Genomic DNA, 15133 nt, shown 5'->3' on the forward strand with positions numbered 1-15133 from the left:
AGCGGCTCCATTCTTTGATTTAATCCAGGTTGAATTTATAGCCGACTCCCCATACGGTTTTGAGATACTCAGGATTGGAGGGGTCCGCTTCAAGCTTCTCACGCAGCCGGCGGATGTACACGGTAATGGTGCTTTCATCTCCAAAGGAGGTGTAGCCCCAGATTTGATCGAGCAGCTGGCTCTTGGAAAACACCTGATTTTTATGCTCGGCCAAAAAGAACAGCAGCTCAAATTCCTTGGCAGACAACGGAATCTCCCGACCGCCTTGCGTTACCTTATAAGCTTTTTTGTCGATGGTCAGGGTACCGATAGAAATCAGTTCGTCCTGCGGCAACGGATTTCCGAGGCTCTCCATTCTGCGCAGGTGAGCCTGAATTCTTGCCACCAGCTCGCTGAGGGAAAAGGGCTTGGTCATATAATCATCCGCACCGAATCCCAGCCCCAGCACTTTATCGGTATCACTGCTGCGGGCGCTTAGAATGAGAATTGGCGTCCGGGTTTTATCGCGGATTTGTCTGCACAGCTCAATCCCGTTTGCATCAGGCAGCATGATATCCAGAATAATGAAATCGGGCTGTACTGCTTCCAGCAGCCGAAGACCGTCCACGCCATTGTCTGCAATATGTACGTCAAAACCCTGCAATGTAATATAATCCTTCAGAATACGGGAAATGTCCTGTTCATCTTCAATGATGAGAATCCGTTTGCGTTGCTGCATCGTTTACACTCCTACTTGTTTATTCTGCTTCCATTATATAGGGCATTCCGGAGATTCACTATAACTCCTTATGTTCTCTATGGTTTCGGGCTGAACATAGCTTTATTATCGGAAGTATCGTCTGATATAATAGGCTTAACTATACAAATTTAAAACATAGGGTTGCTTGCTGCAATTTGGAGGAATACATAATGATTGAGAGCACAAAACTTCACATCCCCCATGGCCGCAACTCCCTGGTCCCCCGGCCAAGTCTGATGAACAAGATCAATGAAGGAATGACTGCAAGGCTCACTGTTGTATCAGCACCCGCAGGTTACGGGAAGTCAACAGCGTTAAGTGAATGGGTCAAATACAGCGGATCGCGTGCCGCCTGGGTGTCCCTGGATAAGCAGGATAACGACTGGATCACGTTTTGGAGCTATGTGGCTGCTGCGGTCGAGGAGCAGATTCCTGGGTTTGGAGCCGGAATCCGGCCTTTGCTTAAGAAAGGTTCCTCAATCTTCTCCGAGCCTGCACTGGACGTTATGCTGAATGAATTCAGAGAAACTGCTGCCGATCTGGTCATTATACTCGATGATTATCATTTCATCAGTCTCCCGGAAATACATGATTCGCTGGTTTATCTACTCCAGCATTTGCCGCCTCATATTCACTTTTTTATAGCTGGCCGTACCGACCTGGCCATACTGATCAGCAGTATAACGGAAGCAGTCACTGTACATAAAATTACTATGCAGGATTTGAGCTTCCAACTGGATGAAGGGATGATCTTCTTCCGGGAGACAACGGATTTAAGGTTGACGAAGGAACAGGTGACACAGCTCTACCACCAGACCGAAGGCTGGATCAGCGGACTGCAGCTGGCCGCAATTGCTCTAAAGAGCAGTGATAACATCCCCCGCTCCATTGATAGCATTAGAGGTCAGCATCAGGACATCTCCCGCTATTTGCTGGAGGAGATATTCTCTCATTTGCCTGAGCCCATACGTGTATTTCTATTGGAAACCTCGATCCTGAGCCGGATGAACCATTCCATCTGTGAAGTCGTAACCGGTCAGCCCGATTGCCAGGAGCAATTGGAGAGCCTGGAACAGCTGAATTTGTTCATTATCCCTTTGGACGATCAGAGAAACTGGTACCGGTATCATCATTTGCTGTCGGATTTCTTGCAGGAACAGCTGACAGCCGAAGATCCGGCAAAAATAACTGAGGCCCATATCCATGTGGCGCATTGGTGGGAGCATTATGGATTTGAAGCGGAAGCGGTGGAGCATTACTTGGAGGGCAAGCAATATGAGGACGCTGTCCGGTTGATTGAGAAGAATATCCTTCACCTTTTGCAGTCCAGAAGTGTTGTGCTCAACCGATGGTTATCCGTCATTCCGGAGCATTATTATGCCGGGAAACCCATGGTGGAAGTCTTCTATATCTCTGTGCTGCTCGGAGTGGGGAAATGGGAAGCAGCATTTAAAAGAACTCAGCAGGCTGAGGGTTCATTCCAAACCCTGCAAGCCACTTTAAGCGAACAAGCATATCATCAGGCGATGGGCAATATCTACTTCATGAGTTCGGTCTCTGCCTATCTGCGCAAGGACTTGGTAACCATGTCGAAATACTTCGAAAAGATGGAGCAGCATATACCGGAGGGCAGCTTTTTTCAAACGATGGGGCGCAACAGATATCAGGGATACGATGCCTTCGATGATCATTTGGTCTATATTAACGATCTTCATTATGCAGAAGAGACATTGGTGAAGTGGATATCTGTCTGGGAGAGTAAGCGGGAATATCCTTTTGTGGGCTTCCTGTTTGTCTCCTATACCAAGCTGCTCTACGAGTGGAACCGCCTGGAGGAAGCTGTTGTTGCTGTTCATAAGGCGCTCAAGCGTGAGGATATCAAACCTTTTGCACGGATATTGATTCACCTTACCGTCAGCGCCGTGCGAATTCATAACGCCCAGGGTGATCCTGAAGGTGCTTCGGAGCTGCTCTCCGGTCTGGGCTCACAGATTGATTCCCCGGATCATTTGCAATTTATGAAAAGAGTTGAAGCGGAGCAAGCCTTCTTGGCACTGGAGCAGGGCCGGGTGGAAGAGGCCCGCGCGTGGCTGCAGAGCTGCGATGTAGCCTATACGGATGAGGTATCTCCGAACCTTGTTGCCGAGCATCTGATCTTGGCGAGAGTGCTTGCGGCTTGCGAACAATCAGATAACGCACTGCAGCTGTTGGAGCGGATGTATCAGTTATTATGCAAGGAGGACCGTCAGCGCGGCCAGATTCAGGTGCTGGTCCTGCAGAGTGTGCTACATCAGGGAATGGGACAAACGGAGACGGCCCTTGTTAAATTGGGAACCGCGTTGCACTTGGCACAGCCACAGGGGTATATCCGCAGCTTTATTGACGAAGGGGCTGCTATGAAAGAGCTGCTATCCTCTTATTTGAAGCTGGGGTGGGAGAGCAATTTGCGCAAGCGTGCCGAAGTTTCCACGGAGTATGTTGAGCGGCTGCTGCAGAGTTTTGAATAGAGGGTAACTCTCTGGCAATGCATCCAAAGAAACGGCAGAAATGCCGTTTCTTGAGTTGTTATAAACACCAGATGGCCAGTACTCAGTAAGTACTTACTAATAGGCTGCTGCGCGATTCCTTGGTGTGATTGATTGGGCGCTTGCGGCAGGGAAAACCGTACCGAAACGCATTCGAAAACTACCGGAAAAAGTACCGGAAAGCGCATAAGAAAAGTCCAGAGTATCCAACCCGAAAGAGTAACGGAAAACGCAGCGGAAAAGTACCGGAGTACGTAACCCAAAAACTACCTGAATACGTACCTAGCAGATCATCCCCGCAAGCTGCGGACTGTATAGCCTCTATTTATGCTGGGTAGCTCTTTTTAGCAGGTTCACGGACCGTATAGCCTTTATTCGCCTCCAGTTACTCCTAAATAGGAGAGAGTTGAGCAAATCCAAATACCGATAGCCATTATTGAAATCCCGAACCTCCCACTCAGGAAACAGATGGTCAAAATTCCCGACTGCCGGGAACCAGACTCTCTTTAGAAATTCAACCGTTCCATGTCCCAAGCCTTTGGCCAGCAGCTCCCTCCGTCTAGGGTTAATCTCATTCGTGAGATTCTTTTCTAACCATTCCATGTACTGCTGCTCGAACCGCGCCATTGCTTTCCCTCCCTAAGAATTGTTTCGAACAAAAAGAAAAGCCGCTTTCCCACCACTCATCCCGGATTAACATACGAGAGATGAATAGTGTAAAAGCGGCGTGTTCTTCACGACCTATAATTCTGATTATACGTGGAAGCTTCCCATTCAACAATTGAAAATAGATAATCCTCCATTTCAGAAGCATTTTTCTCACACCAGAAATAACCAATTCTATGCTAGATTAGAATGAGGCCGAAGGCCGGGCCAATTTGATTATGTGGAAGGATTATAGACTATGGAAACTTTGCATCAGCAATTCGATTTCAACAAGCTGTGTGCAGCTTACGATTTAGGGCAATTAACAACACAGCCGGAACAAATTTTCGGCGGGTTCCTTCATAAAATGTACCGCTTAACTACGGACCGGGCTGAATATGCTGTTAAAGTGCTGAATCCGCAAATTATGAAGCGGAGCACAGCGATGGAGAACTATGTTTTTGCGGAAAAGGTGGCAACTCTGGCCCGTGAGCAAGGAATAAACGCTCTTCCGGCTCTCGTATCGAAGGGGAACTTTATGCATGAAGTAGAGGGTCAATATGTGCTGCTGTTTCCTTGGGTGGACGGAAAGCCGCTATCCTCCGGGACCATTGATATGGATGCCTGTGAGAAAATTTCCGGAATTCTCGCAGGCATACATCGCATAGATTTCTCTCAACTTACAGATGAGGCTAATTCAGCCAAGGAAGATTTTATACCGTCAACCGTGGATTGGCAGAGTTACGCCCTCAAGGGAGAGCAAGCTCACTTGGAATGGTCGTCCATGCTGACAGAATACTTGAGTAAACTGCAACTATGGGAGCAGCAGGCGAACGCAGCAGGGGCTGCTTTGATGAATAACAAGGTGATCAGCCACAGAGATTTAGATCCGAAAAATGTGTTGTGGGATAACAATCATGTTCCGGTTATCATTGACTGGGAAGCAGCCGGGGCGGTTAACCCCATGCAGGAGCTGATCGAAGTAGCTTTGTATTGGTCGGGCTATAAGCTGGGGAATGTTAACAAAGACGTTTTCCGTACAATGATAAACACATACCGCAAGCATGGAGGCAAGATCGGCGATAACTGGCATGACGTGCTGAATTGCGGATTTCAAGGGAAGCTCGACTGGCTCAGCTATAGCATCAAACGATCGCTAGGAGAGGAAAGCACAGACGCTGCGGAACAAGAGCTGGGAACGAGTCAAGTCATACCGACAATACAAGCTATGGCGGATTATGCTGATTTTATACCGGTCTGCATTAAATGGCTGGAGGAAATGGAGAGTTGATCCTGCCTTTCGGTAAGATAGGTGAATTTGTTGACCGGTGCTTACCTGTAAATGGCCACTGTTAACACGGACAAGAAGGCGATCCCGGCTAAAGGGGTCATGATCCATTTTTCTTTTGGACTCTTGGAGAAAAGGTTGGCGAACGTATTCAGGCCCAAATAAACAGCAATGATCCAGATAAAAATAGATGTGGAAAGCTGAATCCTGAGGCAAGGACTCCGGCGTGTTGCAGTAAAACTGCTGAAAAGAACAAGAGAATGAAAACCGAACAGCAGACTGAACAAACGCAGCTTTCCAGGCAATTTGCCTTTATTTCTCCCGCCCATTGTGATTTCACCCCAGGGCATACCGAACGTCAGCAGCAATTGGATCAAAGCAATGATCATGAACAAGAGAGTGCTAAGTTTTGCCGCTGCCTGTATGTAAGAATCCTCCATCGTGTTAGCTCCTTTTTACTTTCTTTACAGTTCTCCATATTTTACGCCCGGTTAGTTTATATAGTCCAAAAGCAAACAGCCATATCAAATGGCTGTTTGCTCCAAGCTAATGTCTAGTATAACGGCTTTTTCTCTTGGCTTTGAGAAGATTCGCTCTACGGCTTCTGAGCTGTCTAATGATGCTTAGTTCGGTTAAGGAGAGGCGGAGAGTCTTCGACCTTTTCACTTTCAAATGAAGTCTTCTGCTTTTTTTGTAACGAAGTTTAAGGTGGGTGACTTTCCGCTTTCTCCGTTTCAAATATGTTCTGAATTTTCTCCACGGCGTCAGGCTGAGGTATTTATGATGCAGACCTGCCCCCGGAGAGTTTTGATCCCAGAACTTTTCCGCTCCGGTAAAATGGATAATTTTATTATGGAAGTCATGATTGGGTATAGACTGGTTGAAGAAATTGAAGCGCCGATCCAACTGAAGGTAATTCCCCCCGAAAACTGCATTCAATGCATCCTGATCAGGCATCGTGGAATCCGGGAAACTGCGCAAAAAGTGCAGTGTTTCTTCGTACCATTCCTGGTGGCAGCGGATAGTATTCAGGGCAAACAGAACCACTCCGGAATTGAAATAACGCTCGGGAACCAAACCTTTGGAATTGATAACATGTGCAACTTCCATAATGCCCTGATCCCAAACTGCGCCTAAATAATACTGTCCCAGATCAATTCGCCACAGCTCTTCAAGGTCCATATTGACCAGCACATCGCAGTCCAGATAGATGATTTTTTCAACCGGGATAAGTGCGGGAAGAAGCAAGCGGTACATACATGCCTGTGTCCATACATTAATCGAGCCTACATTTTCCATTACCTGAAGCATGTTTTCAGGAAGAGTAATGGGATAGAAGGTAATGGTGTGTTTATATCGGCTTGTTAGTCTCATGAGCTTTGACTTGTTCTCTTCCGTTAAAGTCTGATCATGCAAAATATGAACATTAACACGGGAAGCGGTATTGTGGAAAACCGAGGCTAAAACAACTCCGGCATGCTCGGCATAGTGTCCATCCTGATCCTGAAAAGCTAACGCAAGTTCGATCATACGCTAATTCCTTTCTCAACTTTATTGTGTGAATGTACCATAGTATACGTTTGCCATGGATACATGGATCAGGCGATATGCCTACTCCATTCACCCATTTTCAAACGGTCTGCTGGATGGAAGGAAGCAGGCGACGTTGACGTAAACTTGTCTAGTTTCCGGATTCAATTTAATATTGAGATAAATTAAAGTGTTTTCTTCGAGGAGGGTCAGCATGAAATACGAGTCGGAAAGTCCGGAAGACTACATCAGCCAACTGCCGGAAGATCGTCAGGAAGCCATTAAGCAGCTACGGAGCACAATCAAGGGGAATCTTCCAAGCGGCTTCGAGGAAACGATGTCCTATGGCATGATTACTTATGTTGTTCCACATCACTTGTATGCGCCGGGTTATCACGTGAATGCTGAACAGCCTCTTCCGTTTATAAGCATAGCCTCACAAAAGAATTTTATCGCACTGTATCATATGGGACTGTATATGCACCCTGAGCTGCTGGTGTGGTTCCGCGGGGAGTATCCGAAGCATGTCCAGACAAAGCTTGATATGGGCAAATCATGTATCCGGTTCAAAAAAACAAACAACATTCCATACGGGCTTATTGCCGAACTGAGCCGCAAGATTGCGGTGCAGGAGTACATTGAAATCTACGAGCGGGAAACAGAAAAGATCAGAAAAAAATAATTTATGCTGCGGATTCCCCGCTGGCAGGCTAAAGGAGAGAAACGTTATGGACAACAAAATTACTTATGAATCTGTGGATGATTATATTTCAAGATCTGCTCCTGAAGTTCAGGAGATCCTCCAAACGTTGAGAAAGGTCATTCAAGAATCGGCCCCTGAGGCGAAAGAAAAGATAAGTTATCAGATGCCTACTTTCGAGCTGCATGGCAATCTGGTCCATTTTGCGGCATTTAAGAAACATATTGGATTGTATCCGGCACCGAGCGGGATTGAAGCCTTCAAAGAGGAGCTGGCGGAATACAAGGGAGCCAAAGGTTCCGTTCAATTCCCTTTAGATAAGCCGATGCCCTATGATTTGATCAGACGGATCGTTGAATTTAGAGTGGCTGAGAATCTTCAACATGCAGAGGACAAAGCGAAAAAGAAGAAGGAAGAGCAGAAGCAGGAGAAATAATTCAGGGTGAACCTGTAAGTGAGTGAGGTGAAATATAGTGACGGAACGGATTCCCTGCCAAAGCGAAGACTGTGCGGCAACCATTTTACCGGCTACTGCCCACAAAACGGGCGGATTCTGCATGCCGTGTTATCAGGAACAGGAACGCCGCAAACGCCAGGCGTATATTGAACAGCACCGCAGGGATGTGGATCTATATAAAGGAATCACTGATCCGGTGGAAGTGCTTAAGATTATGCATGCAAAACGAGCCTACGACCCTTTGATCCGCTATCTGCCCTATCCCTTAAACCGCGAGCAGGTGTATTCTTCCTTGTCGGGTGAGGATGCGGAGAGGATGAAGGTATATGCATTAGAGCTGCTCATTGCCGGTGACGAGGAGACCAGCGTGGATATTCTTTTGTCGCTGCTCTGTTACAACAACGTGCGGCTTACGGACTGTATCCCTGAGCTCATCGGCCATGAGCTGTATTACCCGGGGATTCTGTATAAAGATGCTTCAGCGGAGGTCCGGGATCAGCTGCTGGAACAGGTGGAACAGGATAGTGAGAACCGCAATCATCTGCTGCTGGCCTTAGCCTGGATAGGAGACGGACGGATTGTTCAGCAGTTTCAGCAGTGGCGGCAGCATCCGCCCCAGTGGGCGAAAGAGCTTTTTGTTTCACCTGATCAATACTCACTTGAAGCCGGCTGGAAGCTTACAGAAGCCGGAGTGCGGCGGGATTTGTTTTCTCACACCGGATTTGCAATTGAACGGGCAGCGGAACCGCTGGATGCTGAACTTGCTGCAAAAGAAGCGGCGCGGTTTCTGGGAGCGGCCCCGGAGGAATGCCCGTGGTGCGGCGGCGGGTTAATGCGGCTGATGGAGCTGCGGAAGAATCACCCGTCGATTCGTGATTTGGCTCTGGAAGATGAGTGGCTTAAGGTGGATACATGCCTGTCCTGCGGCAGTTACAGTGTGATTTATATGGAAACTGGAGTTCAAGGAGAACCCCGCTGGAGCCTATACAATCAAGCACCGCAACCATTGCCGGAGCTTAATCTAGCCGACGATAATGACGAGTATTTAGCCGCTGCACCACGCCTGCATCTCGCTGCCCAACCGCGAAATGCCTATCATGCCGTGGAGTGGACACTGGAACCCGCAGCCTCGCAGGTTGGCGGACACCCGACCTGGATTCAGGATGCAGAATATCCGGCCTGTCCCTGCTGCTCTGAAAATATGATATTTATAGCCCAGTTGGATTGGTCACAGCTTGGCCCTTACGGAGAGGGCATCTATTATATGTTTATTTGTCCGAAAGATAAGATTACAGCTACCGTATATCAGCAATCCTAGTATATTAACGTCACTGGAGAAGGACCCTTATTCTCTGGAGCTGAACATCTTCGGATGTGGGGGTGATTTTTGTATTCCTTCAGAGCTCCCGGAAGGTTTAATTTTAGTGATTGCCTTGTTTGAATTTATATTTTACAGTAAGATTTGTGAATACCATGATTTGTAACTCTGCTTGGTGACATAAGGCGCTGATTAGGGGGTGTAAACCTTGTACCAGATTATTGATTTCGTACTCAACAAGCTCCATGCAAAGCCTGCGGAATAAACAAGGCGAAGCTTGGCATGGAGCGAAGGAATAATTTCGCCTGTAGTAACTTAAAAGTTGTGTTTATTAAAGCAGGCTTTGCCCTTAGAATATCTATTCTATTTTAAGGAGCGAGCCAATTATGGATTATATAAGAGCGACAGATGTGTTCCCGGATCGACTACTCCAGGAGATCCAGCGGTATATTCAGGGGGAATTGATCTATATTCCAACCCGTTCAACCGAGCGGAGAAAATGGGGCGAGAATTCTGGTGCGGCAAACTATTATATTGCCCGTAATGAAAAGATCCGCCAGAGTTTCCGCGAGGGTGTGACCATCGATCAATTGTCAGACCAGTTCGGGTTGTCGGTAGAGAGTATTAAGAAAATCGTATATTCGAAGAGATAACATTGGGGGCTGTCCCAAAAGTGATGTAATGGCTGCTTGGGATAGCCCCTTGTTTTTAAGTAGGATCAACGTGAGCACTTGGGTGGTCGCTCCGCGAACGGACCGTTGTTCCAATCGCTGTGGTCTCCAGATTTTTTACATTCCCCTTAGCGGTGAAAATCCGGAGACCAAGACGACCGCTGCCGCTTTTCCACAATCGTTCCGTCCTCTCCGCTGCTTTTAAAGGAAAAAGTTTCTGTAATCCTTCTAAATTCACAAAAAAGAAATCGCCGCCGGACAAACGCTGCATTTCCGCAAAAAAAGCAAGGAAACGTTAGAGAGTGGATATGAAATCCGAAAACGTCATTACCGTAGCCAGAGCTGCGAGGGCTGCCCACTGAAGGAATGATGTACGAAAGCCGAAGGAAATCGAGAAGTGGTCGTCAGTTTGGAACGACTGCGGTACCAGAGTCAGGCTCGGGAGATTCTACGGAGTGAAGAAGGTTACGCCTTGGCCGCGCGCCGGATGACGGAACCGGAAAGTGTATTTGGCCATCTGAAGAACAACCGGGGATTCCGGCGCTTCCTACTTCGTGGGACGGAGAAAGTGAAACTCGAGGTCGGTTGGCTTTCCCTTGCCCATAATCTATTAAAGCAAGCAGCCAATGACCAAAAACGCAAAGCAGCGATTCTCCAGTAACGGGAGAATCGCTGCTTTGCTCAATTTTTGTGGTTTTAAGAATGAAGAAAGCTATCACAGTCAAAGAAATCTACTTTTGGGACAGCCCCTTCTACATTTCTCCCATTGCCTCCGCTTCGCCCGCTGGTCATTAGGGATGAAGCTCTGTCCAGGAATAGCCTCCGTCCGCTGTGCTCCAGAGATATTCTTATGTTCAAAAGATTACACAAATGTGCAAACGCTTGCCGTTACGGGTTTTCCATGAAAACTAATCATATCCATTTCATCAAAAATTAACATAAAATATGTTTATTATTGGTATATTTTATGGTATACTCACCTTGAATTTCATACCAAAAAATAGGAGATGTCGTAAAATGTTCAAGAAGATGAAGAATAGTTTATCGATTTTGGTTTTGGCAGCTGTTTTTGTGCTAACGTTTGCACAATCTGTCTTTGCCAGTGACCAGCCTGTTCAACTGACTTCAGCCAATCTATATCTTTACAAGTATGGATACGTTGGATTCAGCGGCAATATCGAAGTAAACAACCTGGGCAACCAAAAAACTGTAACTATTCACTATGCTCCTGGAGACGGTCAGTGGTATGATACGAACGCCTCCTATGAAGGCCCAACGGACTCCACGCATGAAAAATGGGGTTTTATGGTTTCCACCGATAACATGAGCAATAATAATCCACAGCTCACAAATGCCCAAACGATTCAATTTGCAATTAAGTATGAAGTCAATGGACAAACGTATTGGGACAATAACAACGGACAAAACTATTCCGTCAGCCGTTTTAATCAAAGTTCAACCATTCTTGGTAAACCGAACGTTTTTCGCGCTTACGATGATTTATATGAGAACACCTTCTCGGGAAGTGTATATGTCAAAAATTCAGTCTACAGCAAAGAGGTTAAAATCAAATATACAACCGATAACTGGAATACAACCAGGGAAGGATACGCCAGCTACTCCATACCGGCGAACTCCGATGGCAGCGTAGAAATCTGGGATTTCAGCTTTAATAATATTGACCCAAGTGTTACGCAAATTCAGTACGCTATCTCCTACACCGCAAATGGACAAACGTATTGGGATAATAATTACGGGAACAACTACACAGTAAACCGCTATTAATACAGAAATATATCCGTGAACTTAATGCTCTTCCCCTTATTTTGGAGTAGGATCAACGTGAGCCCTTGGGTGGACGCTCCGCGAACGGACCGTTGTTTAAGCGGAAAAAGTTTCTTCAAATCTTTCTAAAATCACAAAAAGAAACCGTCCTTTGGTAAAATGGAGTTACCACACAACCATTTCAAAGGAGAGGTTTCTTTTGTACATTCAATATACCATGGACCAACTTTGCTTGCCAATGGATCTGGAAGAAGATATTCCAGAAAGTCACCTTGTTCGTGTCGTGAATGCCGCCGTCAATCGACTGGACGACGCCATTTTTGACGCTGCCTATCCCGGCGGCGGCCGCGACAGCTATCATCCTAAGATGCTTACTAAAGTCATTATTTACGCCTATACTCAGCGAATCTATTTCGTTTCGTCAAATCGCTAAGGCCGTGCGAGAGAACCTCCCTTTCATGTGGCTGGCCGGACGGCAACGCCCCAACTTTCGCACGCTGAATCGCTTCCGTTCCCAGCGAATGAGGAATATCCTTGAAACGGTATTTACAGCCGTGCTTCAGTTTCTGGCTGACGAAAAATACGTGTCTCTGGAGCATTTCTTTGTGGATGGTACCAAGATCGAGGCCAATGCCAATCGCTACACCTTTGTTTGGGGGAAAGCCGTTAGTAAACATAACACTGAAAAAAGCGGTTCGGATGTTGCGTAAGGATTTGCTTCCTCGACTGCTGAAGTACGAACAATATCAAAAGCTGCTTGGTGACCGGAACAGTTTCAGCAAGACAGATCCAGATGCAACGTTTATGCGGATGCAGGCTACGGCAGTGAAGAAAACTACGCCTATCTGGAAAAGAAAGAGATTCAGGCGGTGGTGAAGTACGGTAGCTACCATAAGGAAAAGAGTAAAGCCTGGAAAGCAAACATTGGTAAAATCGAGAACTGGACATACAACACAGCCGAGGATCACTGGACGTGCCCAGCCGGGAACATGCTGCATTTCCACAGGGGAAGCAAGGAGACCTTAGAGAGCGGCTATGAAATTCATAGACGTCATTACCGAAGCAGCTCCTGTGAAGGTCGCCCCCTAAAGGAGCGTTGCACGAAAGCGGCAGGAAATCGGGAGGTGGTCGTCAGCCTGGAACGGCTGCGATACCAGAACCAAGCGCGGGAACGGTTGCGGAGTGAAGAGGGCTATGCCTTAGCGGTACGCCGAATGACGGAGCCGGAAAGTGTATTTGGACAACTGAAGAACAACCGGGGGTTCCGGCGATTTCTGCTTCGCGGCATGGAGAAAGTGACGCTAGAAGTCGGTTGGCTTTCGCTCGCCCATAATCTATTGAAGCAAGCTGCAATGGACCAAAAACAGAAAGCAGCGATTCTCCAATAACGGGAGGATCGCTGCTTTTTTAACATTTGAAGCTTTTGAGAAATTTGAGAATCTGACTCGTCAGTAGAATATCTACTTTTGGGACAGCCCCTTTTAACTTTATGAAGAGCCGCGAGCATCGTAGTTTTGCGACATCGTAAGGCGCTGGATTTCAAGGTATGATGATGGAGTTAGTCAGTGTGTGCGACCGCACTGATTTCGATCCGTTGCTCAGGGTACGCCAGGAAGGTCACACCGATGAGACTGCCGGCTGGCCGGTGATCTCCCATGTATTCCTTGAACAGTTTGAGGCATGTCTCAAAGTCTTGCGCGTTTGTCAGATAAACCTCCACATAAGCGAGGTTCGACCTCGTGACACCAAATCCCGCCAGCACGCGATCAAGATTCTCCAGCGTCTGCCGGGTCTGTACCTCGATATCGCCCTCGCCCACAAACGCGCCCTCCGTATCGTGCGAAAATTGTCCCGAAATGTAGATGGTGCCGTTTACGCTGTATCCCTGCGTGATGCCGTGATCCCAAAGATCGTGATTGTAGGTTTTGACATTAGCCATTTTTTTCTCTCCTTTACTTCAAAGTAAGGTCAGTATAAAGTGAACGTAAATAAAAATATAGTACGCACTTTTTTGATAGGTACTACCAGAAAGGATAGTGTAAATATGAGTATGGCTGAATATAAAGGTAAGGTTAAGAATATTCAAGATACACCTTTTGGTTACACCTTGTCCGTTATTGGCGGTAAATGGAAGATGGTGATTATGTACCTGCTGGCAGAAAATCAACCGGTTCGCTTTAATGATCTGAAAAGACAGATAGGAGCTATTACGTATAAAACATTGAGTTCACAGCTGAAAGAACTGGAAGCTGACGGTATGGTGATACGGAAAGAGTATCCACAAGTTCCCCCTAAAGTCGAGTACAGTCTGACAGATAAAGCCGAAACGTTATTGCCTGTTTTGGAAGGTTTATGTGAGTGGGGGACGATACACCAAAATAATTAGATGAGTCATGGTGTACAACTTTTAATAAGTAATCTCGGTATATCATCTCAGCCTGCAGTTTCCTTACAATAAGGTCATACAGAGATTAAGGGGCTGGTTAACGATGACAGTACGATTCAGAGCCTATACTTCGGAAGATATGCTGAAAGTACGCCAATTTCTTTCACATGTTTATAGCAATCTTGGGCGGCCGAATAGTTGGCTGATTGCACGCTTTGAATTCGAGATTTTTTTCCTGCAAAAGAATGCAGGGTGGCTTCCCGAATGGGAGCAGAATATAGCGTTATGGGAAGAAGAGGACGGTAATCTGGTTGCGGTAGCCTGCAAGGATGGCGATTTCTATTTCCAGCTAGATACAGAACAGCCGCAGGAAAGCCTGCTCATGGAAATGTTCGAATTCATTGAAGAGAGGTCCCGCCAGGGAACAGCCGGTTATTGCAAACTGGCTGTTCCGGCCTTTATGCCACAGCTGGAAAAGATGGCGCTAAGTCGCGGATATGAGCTTCTTCCGAACGAAAGCGATAATTTCGTTTCTATCGCACTGGACCGGATTTTTCCTGTGGAGATTCCATCGGGGTTCACTCTTTGCTCTGGAGCGGATGTCTCTAATAGGGCTAAGGCGCAGGGGCATATTATGGCGTTTAATTATCCGGGAACTCCATATGCGGAGCAGATGCTTCAATATTATGGAGGGATTGCCGAAGCTCCCGGTTATCGGCCTGAGCTTGATCTGTCACTTGTTAATGGGCAAGGGGAGGTCGTGTCTTTCTGCAATGCTTTTCTGGATGAGGAGAACAAGATGGGCATACTTGAACCGGTGGGTACTCATAGGGATTACAGGTTGCATGGGCTGGGGCGAACGATTATTTATGAAGCGCTAAACCGGCTGCGGGCAATGGGGATGGTCAAGGCATATACGGGTCCCATGCAGCCTTTTTATCAGCACATCGGTTTTGAGCTGGACGTGGAGCTGACCGTGTGGAAGAAAGAAATATAGTATTCTATGTTGAACGTAAATCCCTTTATAGCGCGCAAAATAACCAAGCTCTGAGGTACTGGGGCTTGGTTTGTTGTATGTACTATTTTGAG

General features: G+C 46.8%; 13 protein-coding genes and 3 pseudogenes. 11 read left to right on the forward strand and 5 right to left on the reverse strand.

Going from position 1 to position 15133, the window contains the following annotated elements; translation table 11 throughout:
• Positions 1-19 precede the first annotated feature (19 nt).
• Complete coding sequence (locus AC3WT9_RS30040; RefSeq protein ID WP_341091647.1) at positions 20-718, reverse strand: response regulator transcription factor; 699 nt, start codon at positions 716-718, stop codon at positions 20-22.
• Between the two features lie 191 nt (positions 719-909).
• Here AC3WT9_RS30040 and AC3WT9_RS30045 point away from each other — a divergent pair, with 191 nt between their 5' ends.
• Entirely contained in the window at positions 910-3246 is a 2337-nt protein-coding gene (locus AC3WT9_RS30045) for a winged helix-turn-helix domain-containing protein (RefSeq protein WP_341378100.1), read from the forward strand.
• A 429-nt stretch (positions 3247-3675) separates the two neighbouring features.
• Here the strand turns inward: AC3WT9_RS30045 and AC3WT9_RS30050 are convergent.
• A pseudogene (locus AC3WT9_RS30050) lies at positions 3676-3891 on the reverse strand (transcriptional regulator); the annotation flags it as partial.
• A 277-nt stretch (positions 3892-4168) separates the two neighbouring features.
• On the opposite strand from AC3WT9_RS30050, the gene AC3WT9_RS30055 reads away from it, so the two are divergent.
• Complete coding sequence (locus tag AC3WT9_RS30055) at positions 4169-5200, forward strand: aminoglycoside phosphotransferase family protein (protein WP_492408533.1); 1032 nt, start codon at positions 4169-4171, stop codon at positions 5198-5200.
• A gap of 41 nt (positions 5201-5241) precedes the next feature.
• On the opposite strand, the gene AC3WT9_RS30060 is transcribed toward AC3WT9_RS30055, so the two are convergent.
• Positions 5242-5637 (reverse strand): hypothetical protein, encoded by a 396-nt coding sequence (locus tag AC3WT9_RS30060; protein WP_492408535.1) that lies wholly within the window; start codon positions 5635-5637, stop codon positions 5242-5244.
• A 106-nt stretch (positions 5638-5743) separates the two neighbouring features.
• On the reverse strand, positions 5744-6727 hold the full coding sequence (locus AC3WT9_RS30065) for a glycosyltransferase family 8 protein (RefSeq protein WP_341091653.1): 984 nt from the start codon (positions 6725-6727) through the stop codon (positions 5744-5746).
• Positions 6728-6941: 214 nt separating this feature from the next.
• Here AC3WT9_RS30065 and AC3WT9_RS30070 point away from each other — a divergent pair, with 214 nt between their 5' ends.
• From AC3WT9_RS30070 to AC3WT9_RS30100, 7 genes and pseudogenes are all read left to right on the forward strand, one after another.
• The gene (locus AC3WT9_RS30070) at positions 6942-7409 is read left to right on the forward strand and encodes a DUF1801 domain-containing protein (protein WP_341091654.1); all 468 of its coding nucleotides are present in this window, start codon (positions 6942-6944) and stop codon (positions 7407-7409) included.
• 46 nt (positions 7410-7455) lie between these two features.
• Positions 7456-7863, forward strand: a complete 408-nt coding sequence (locus tag AC3WT9_RS30075; RefSeq protein WP_341091656.1) for an iron chaperone — start codon at positions 7456-7458, stop codon at positions 7861-7863.
• A gap of 37 nt (positions 7864-7900) precedes the next feature.
• Positions 7901-9202: a DUF1963 domain-containing protein gene (locus AC3WT9_RS30080; protein ID WP_341091657.1), complete on the forward strand. Its 1302-nt coding sequence runs from the start codon at positions 7901-7903 to the stop codon at positions 9200-9202.
• Between the two features lie 386 nt (positions 9203-9588).
• A complete protein-coding gene (locus AC3WT9_RS30085) occupies positions 9589-9855 on the forward strand; it encodes a CD3324 family protein (protein WP_341091658.1) in 267 nt (88 codons plus the stop codon).
• 268 nt (positions 9856-10123) lie between these two features.
• A pseudogene (locus AC3WT9_RS30090) lies at positions 10124-10534 on the forward strand (transposase); the annotation flags it as partial.
• A gap of 356 nt (positions 10535-10890) precedes the next feature.
• Entirely contained in the window at positions 10891-11658 is a 768-nt protein-coding gene (locus tag AC3WT9_RS30095) for a hypothetical protein (RefSeq protein ID WP_341091659.1), read from the forward strand.
• Between the two features lie 199 nt (positions 11659-11857).
• Positions 11858-13046 (forward strand): annotated as a pseudogene (locus AC3WT9_RS30100) (transposase).
• Positions 13047-13216: 170 nt separating this feature from the next.
• Here AC3WT9_RS30100 and AC3WT9_RS30105 read toward each other — a convergent pair.
• Positions 13217-13597, reverse strand: a complete 381-nt coding sequence (locus AC3WT9_RS30105) for a RidA family protein (RefSeq protein ID WP_341091661.1) — start codon at positions 13595-13597, stop codon at positions 13217-13219.
• Positions 13598-13702: 105 nt separating this feature from the next.
• Between AC3WT9_RS30105 and AC3WT9_RS30110 the strand changes: the two genes are divergently transcribed.
• On the forward strand, positions 13703-14044 hold the full coding sequence (locus AC3WT9_RS30110) for a winged helix-turn-helix transcriptional regulator (RefSeq protein ID WP_038589298.1): 342 nt from the start codon (positions 13703-13705) through the stop codon (positions 14042-14044).
• Between the two features lie 103 nt (positions 14045-14147).
• On the forward strand, positions 14148-15041 hold the full coding sequence (locus AC3WT9_RS30115; protein WP_492408539.1) for a GNAT family N-acetyltransferase: 894 nt from the start codon (positions 14148-14150) through the stop codon (positions 15039-15041).
• Positions 15042-15133 lie beyond the last annotated feature (92 nt).

The organism is Paenibacillus sp. EB106-06-01-XG199, assembly GCF_058791575.1.

Bases quoted from the DNA above. Each gene is read 5' to 3' on its own strand.
- AC3WT9_RS30095 (WP_341091659.1), top strand. From the start codon at position 10,891: ATGTTCAAGAAGATGAAGAATAGTTTATCGATTTTGGTTTTGGCAGCT.
- AC3WT9_RS30060 (WP_492408535.1), bottom strand. From the start codon at position 5,637: ATGGAGGATTCTTACATACAGGCAGCGGCAAAACTTAGCACTCTCTTG.
- AC3WT9_RS30070 (WP_341091654.1), top strand. From the start codon at position 6,942: ATGAAATACGAGTCGGAAAGTCCGGAAGACTACATCAGCCAACTGCCG.
- AC3WT9_RS30105 (WP_341091661.1), bottom strand. From the start codon at position 13,597: ATGGCTAATGTCAAAACCTACAATCACGATCTTTGGGATCACGGCATC.
- AC3WT9_RS30085 (WP_341091658.1), top strand. From the start codon at position 9,589: ATGGATTATATAAGAGCGACAGATGTGTTCCCGGATCGACTACTCCAG.
- AC3WT9_RS30065 (WP_341091653.1), bottom strand. From the start codon at position 6,727: ATGATCGAACTTGCGTTAGCTTTTCAGGATCAGGATGGACACTATGCC.
- AC3WT9_RS30110 (WP_038589298.1), top strand. From the start codon at position 13,703: ATGAGTATGGCTGAATATAAAGGTAAGGTTAAGAATATTCAAGATACA.
- AC3WT9_RS30115 (WP_492408539.1), top strand. From the start codon at position 14,148: ATGACAGTACGATTCAGAGCCTATACTTCGGAAGATATGCTGAAAGTA.
- AC3WT9_RS30040 (WP_341091647.1), bottom strand. From the start codon at position 718: ATGCAGCAACGCAAACGGATTCTCATCATTGAAGATGAACAGGACATT.
- AC3WT9_RS30075 (WP_341091656.1), top strand. From the start codon at position 7,456: ATGGACAACAAAATTACTTATGAATCTGTGGATGATTATATTTCAAGA.
- AC3WT9_RS30055 (WP_492408533.1), top strand. From the start codon at position 4,169: ATGGAAACTTTGCATCAGCAATTCGATTTCAACAAGCTGTGTGCAGCT.
- AC3WT9_RS30045 (WP_341378100.1), top strand. From the start codon at position 910: ATGATTGAGAGCACAAAACTTCACATCCCCCATGGCCGCAACTCCCTG.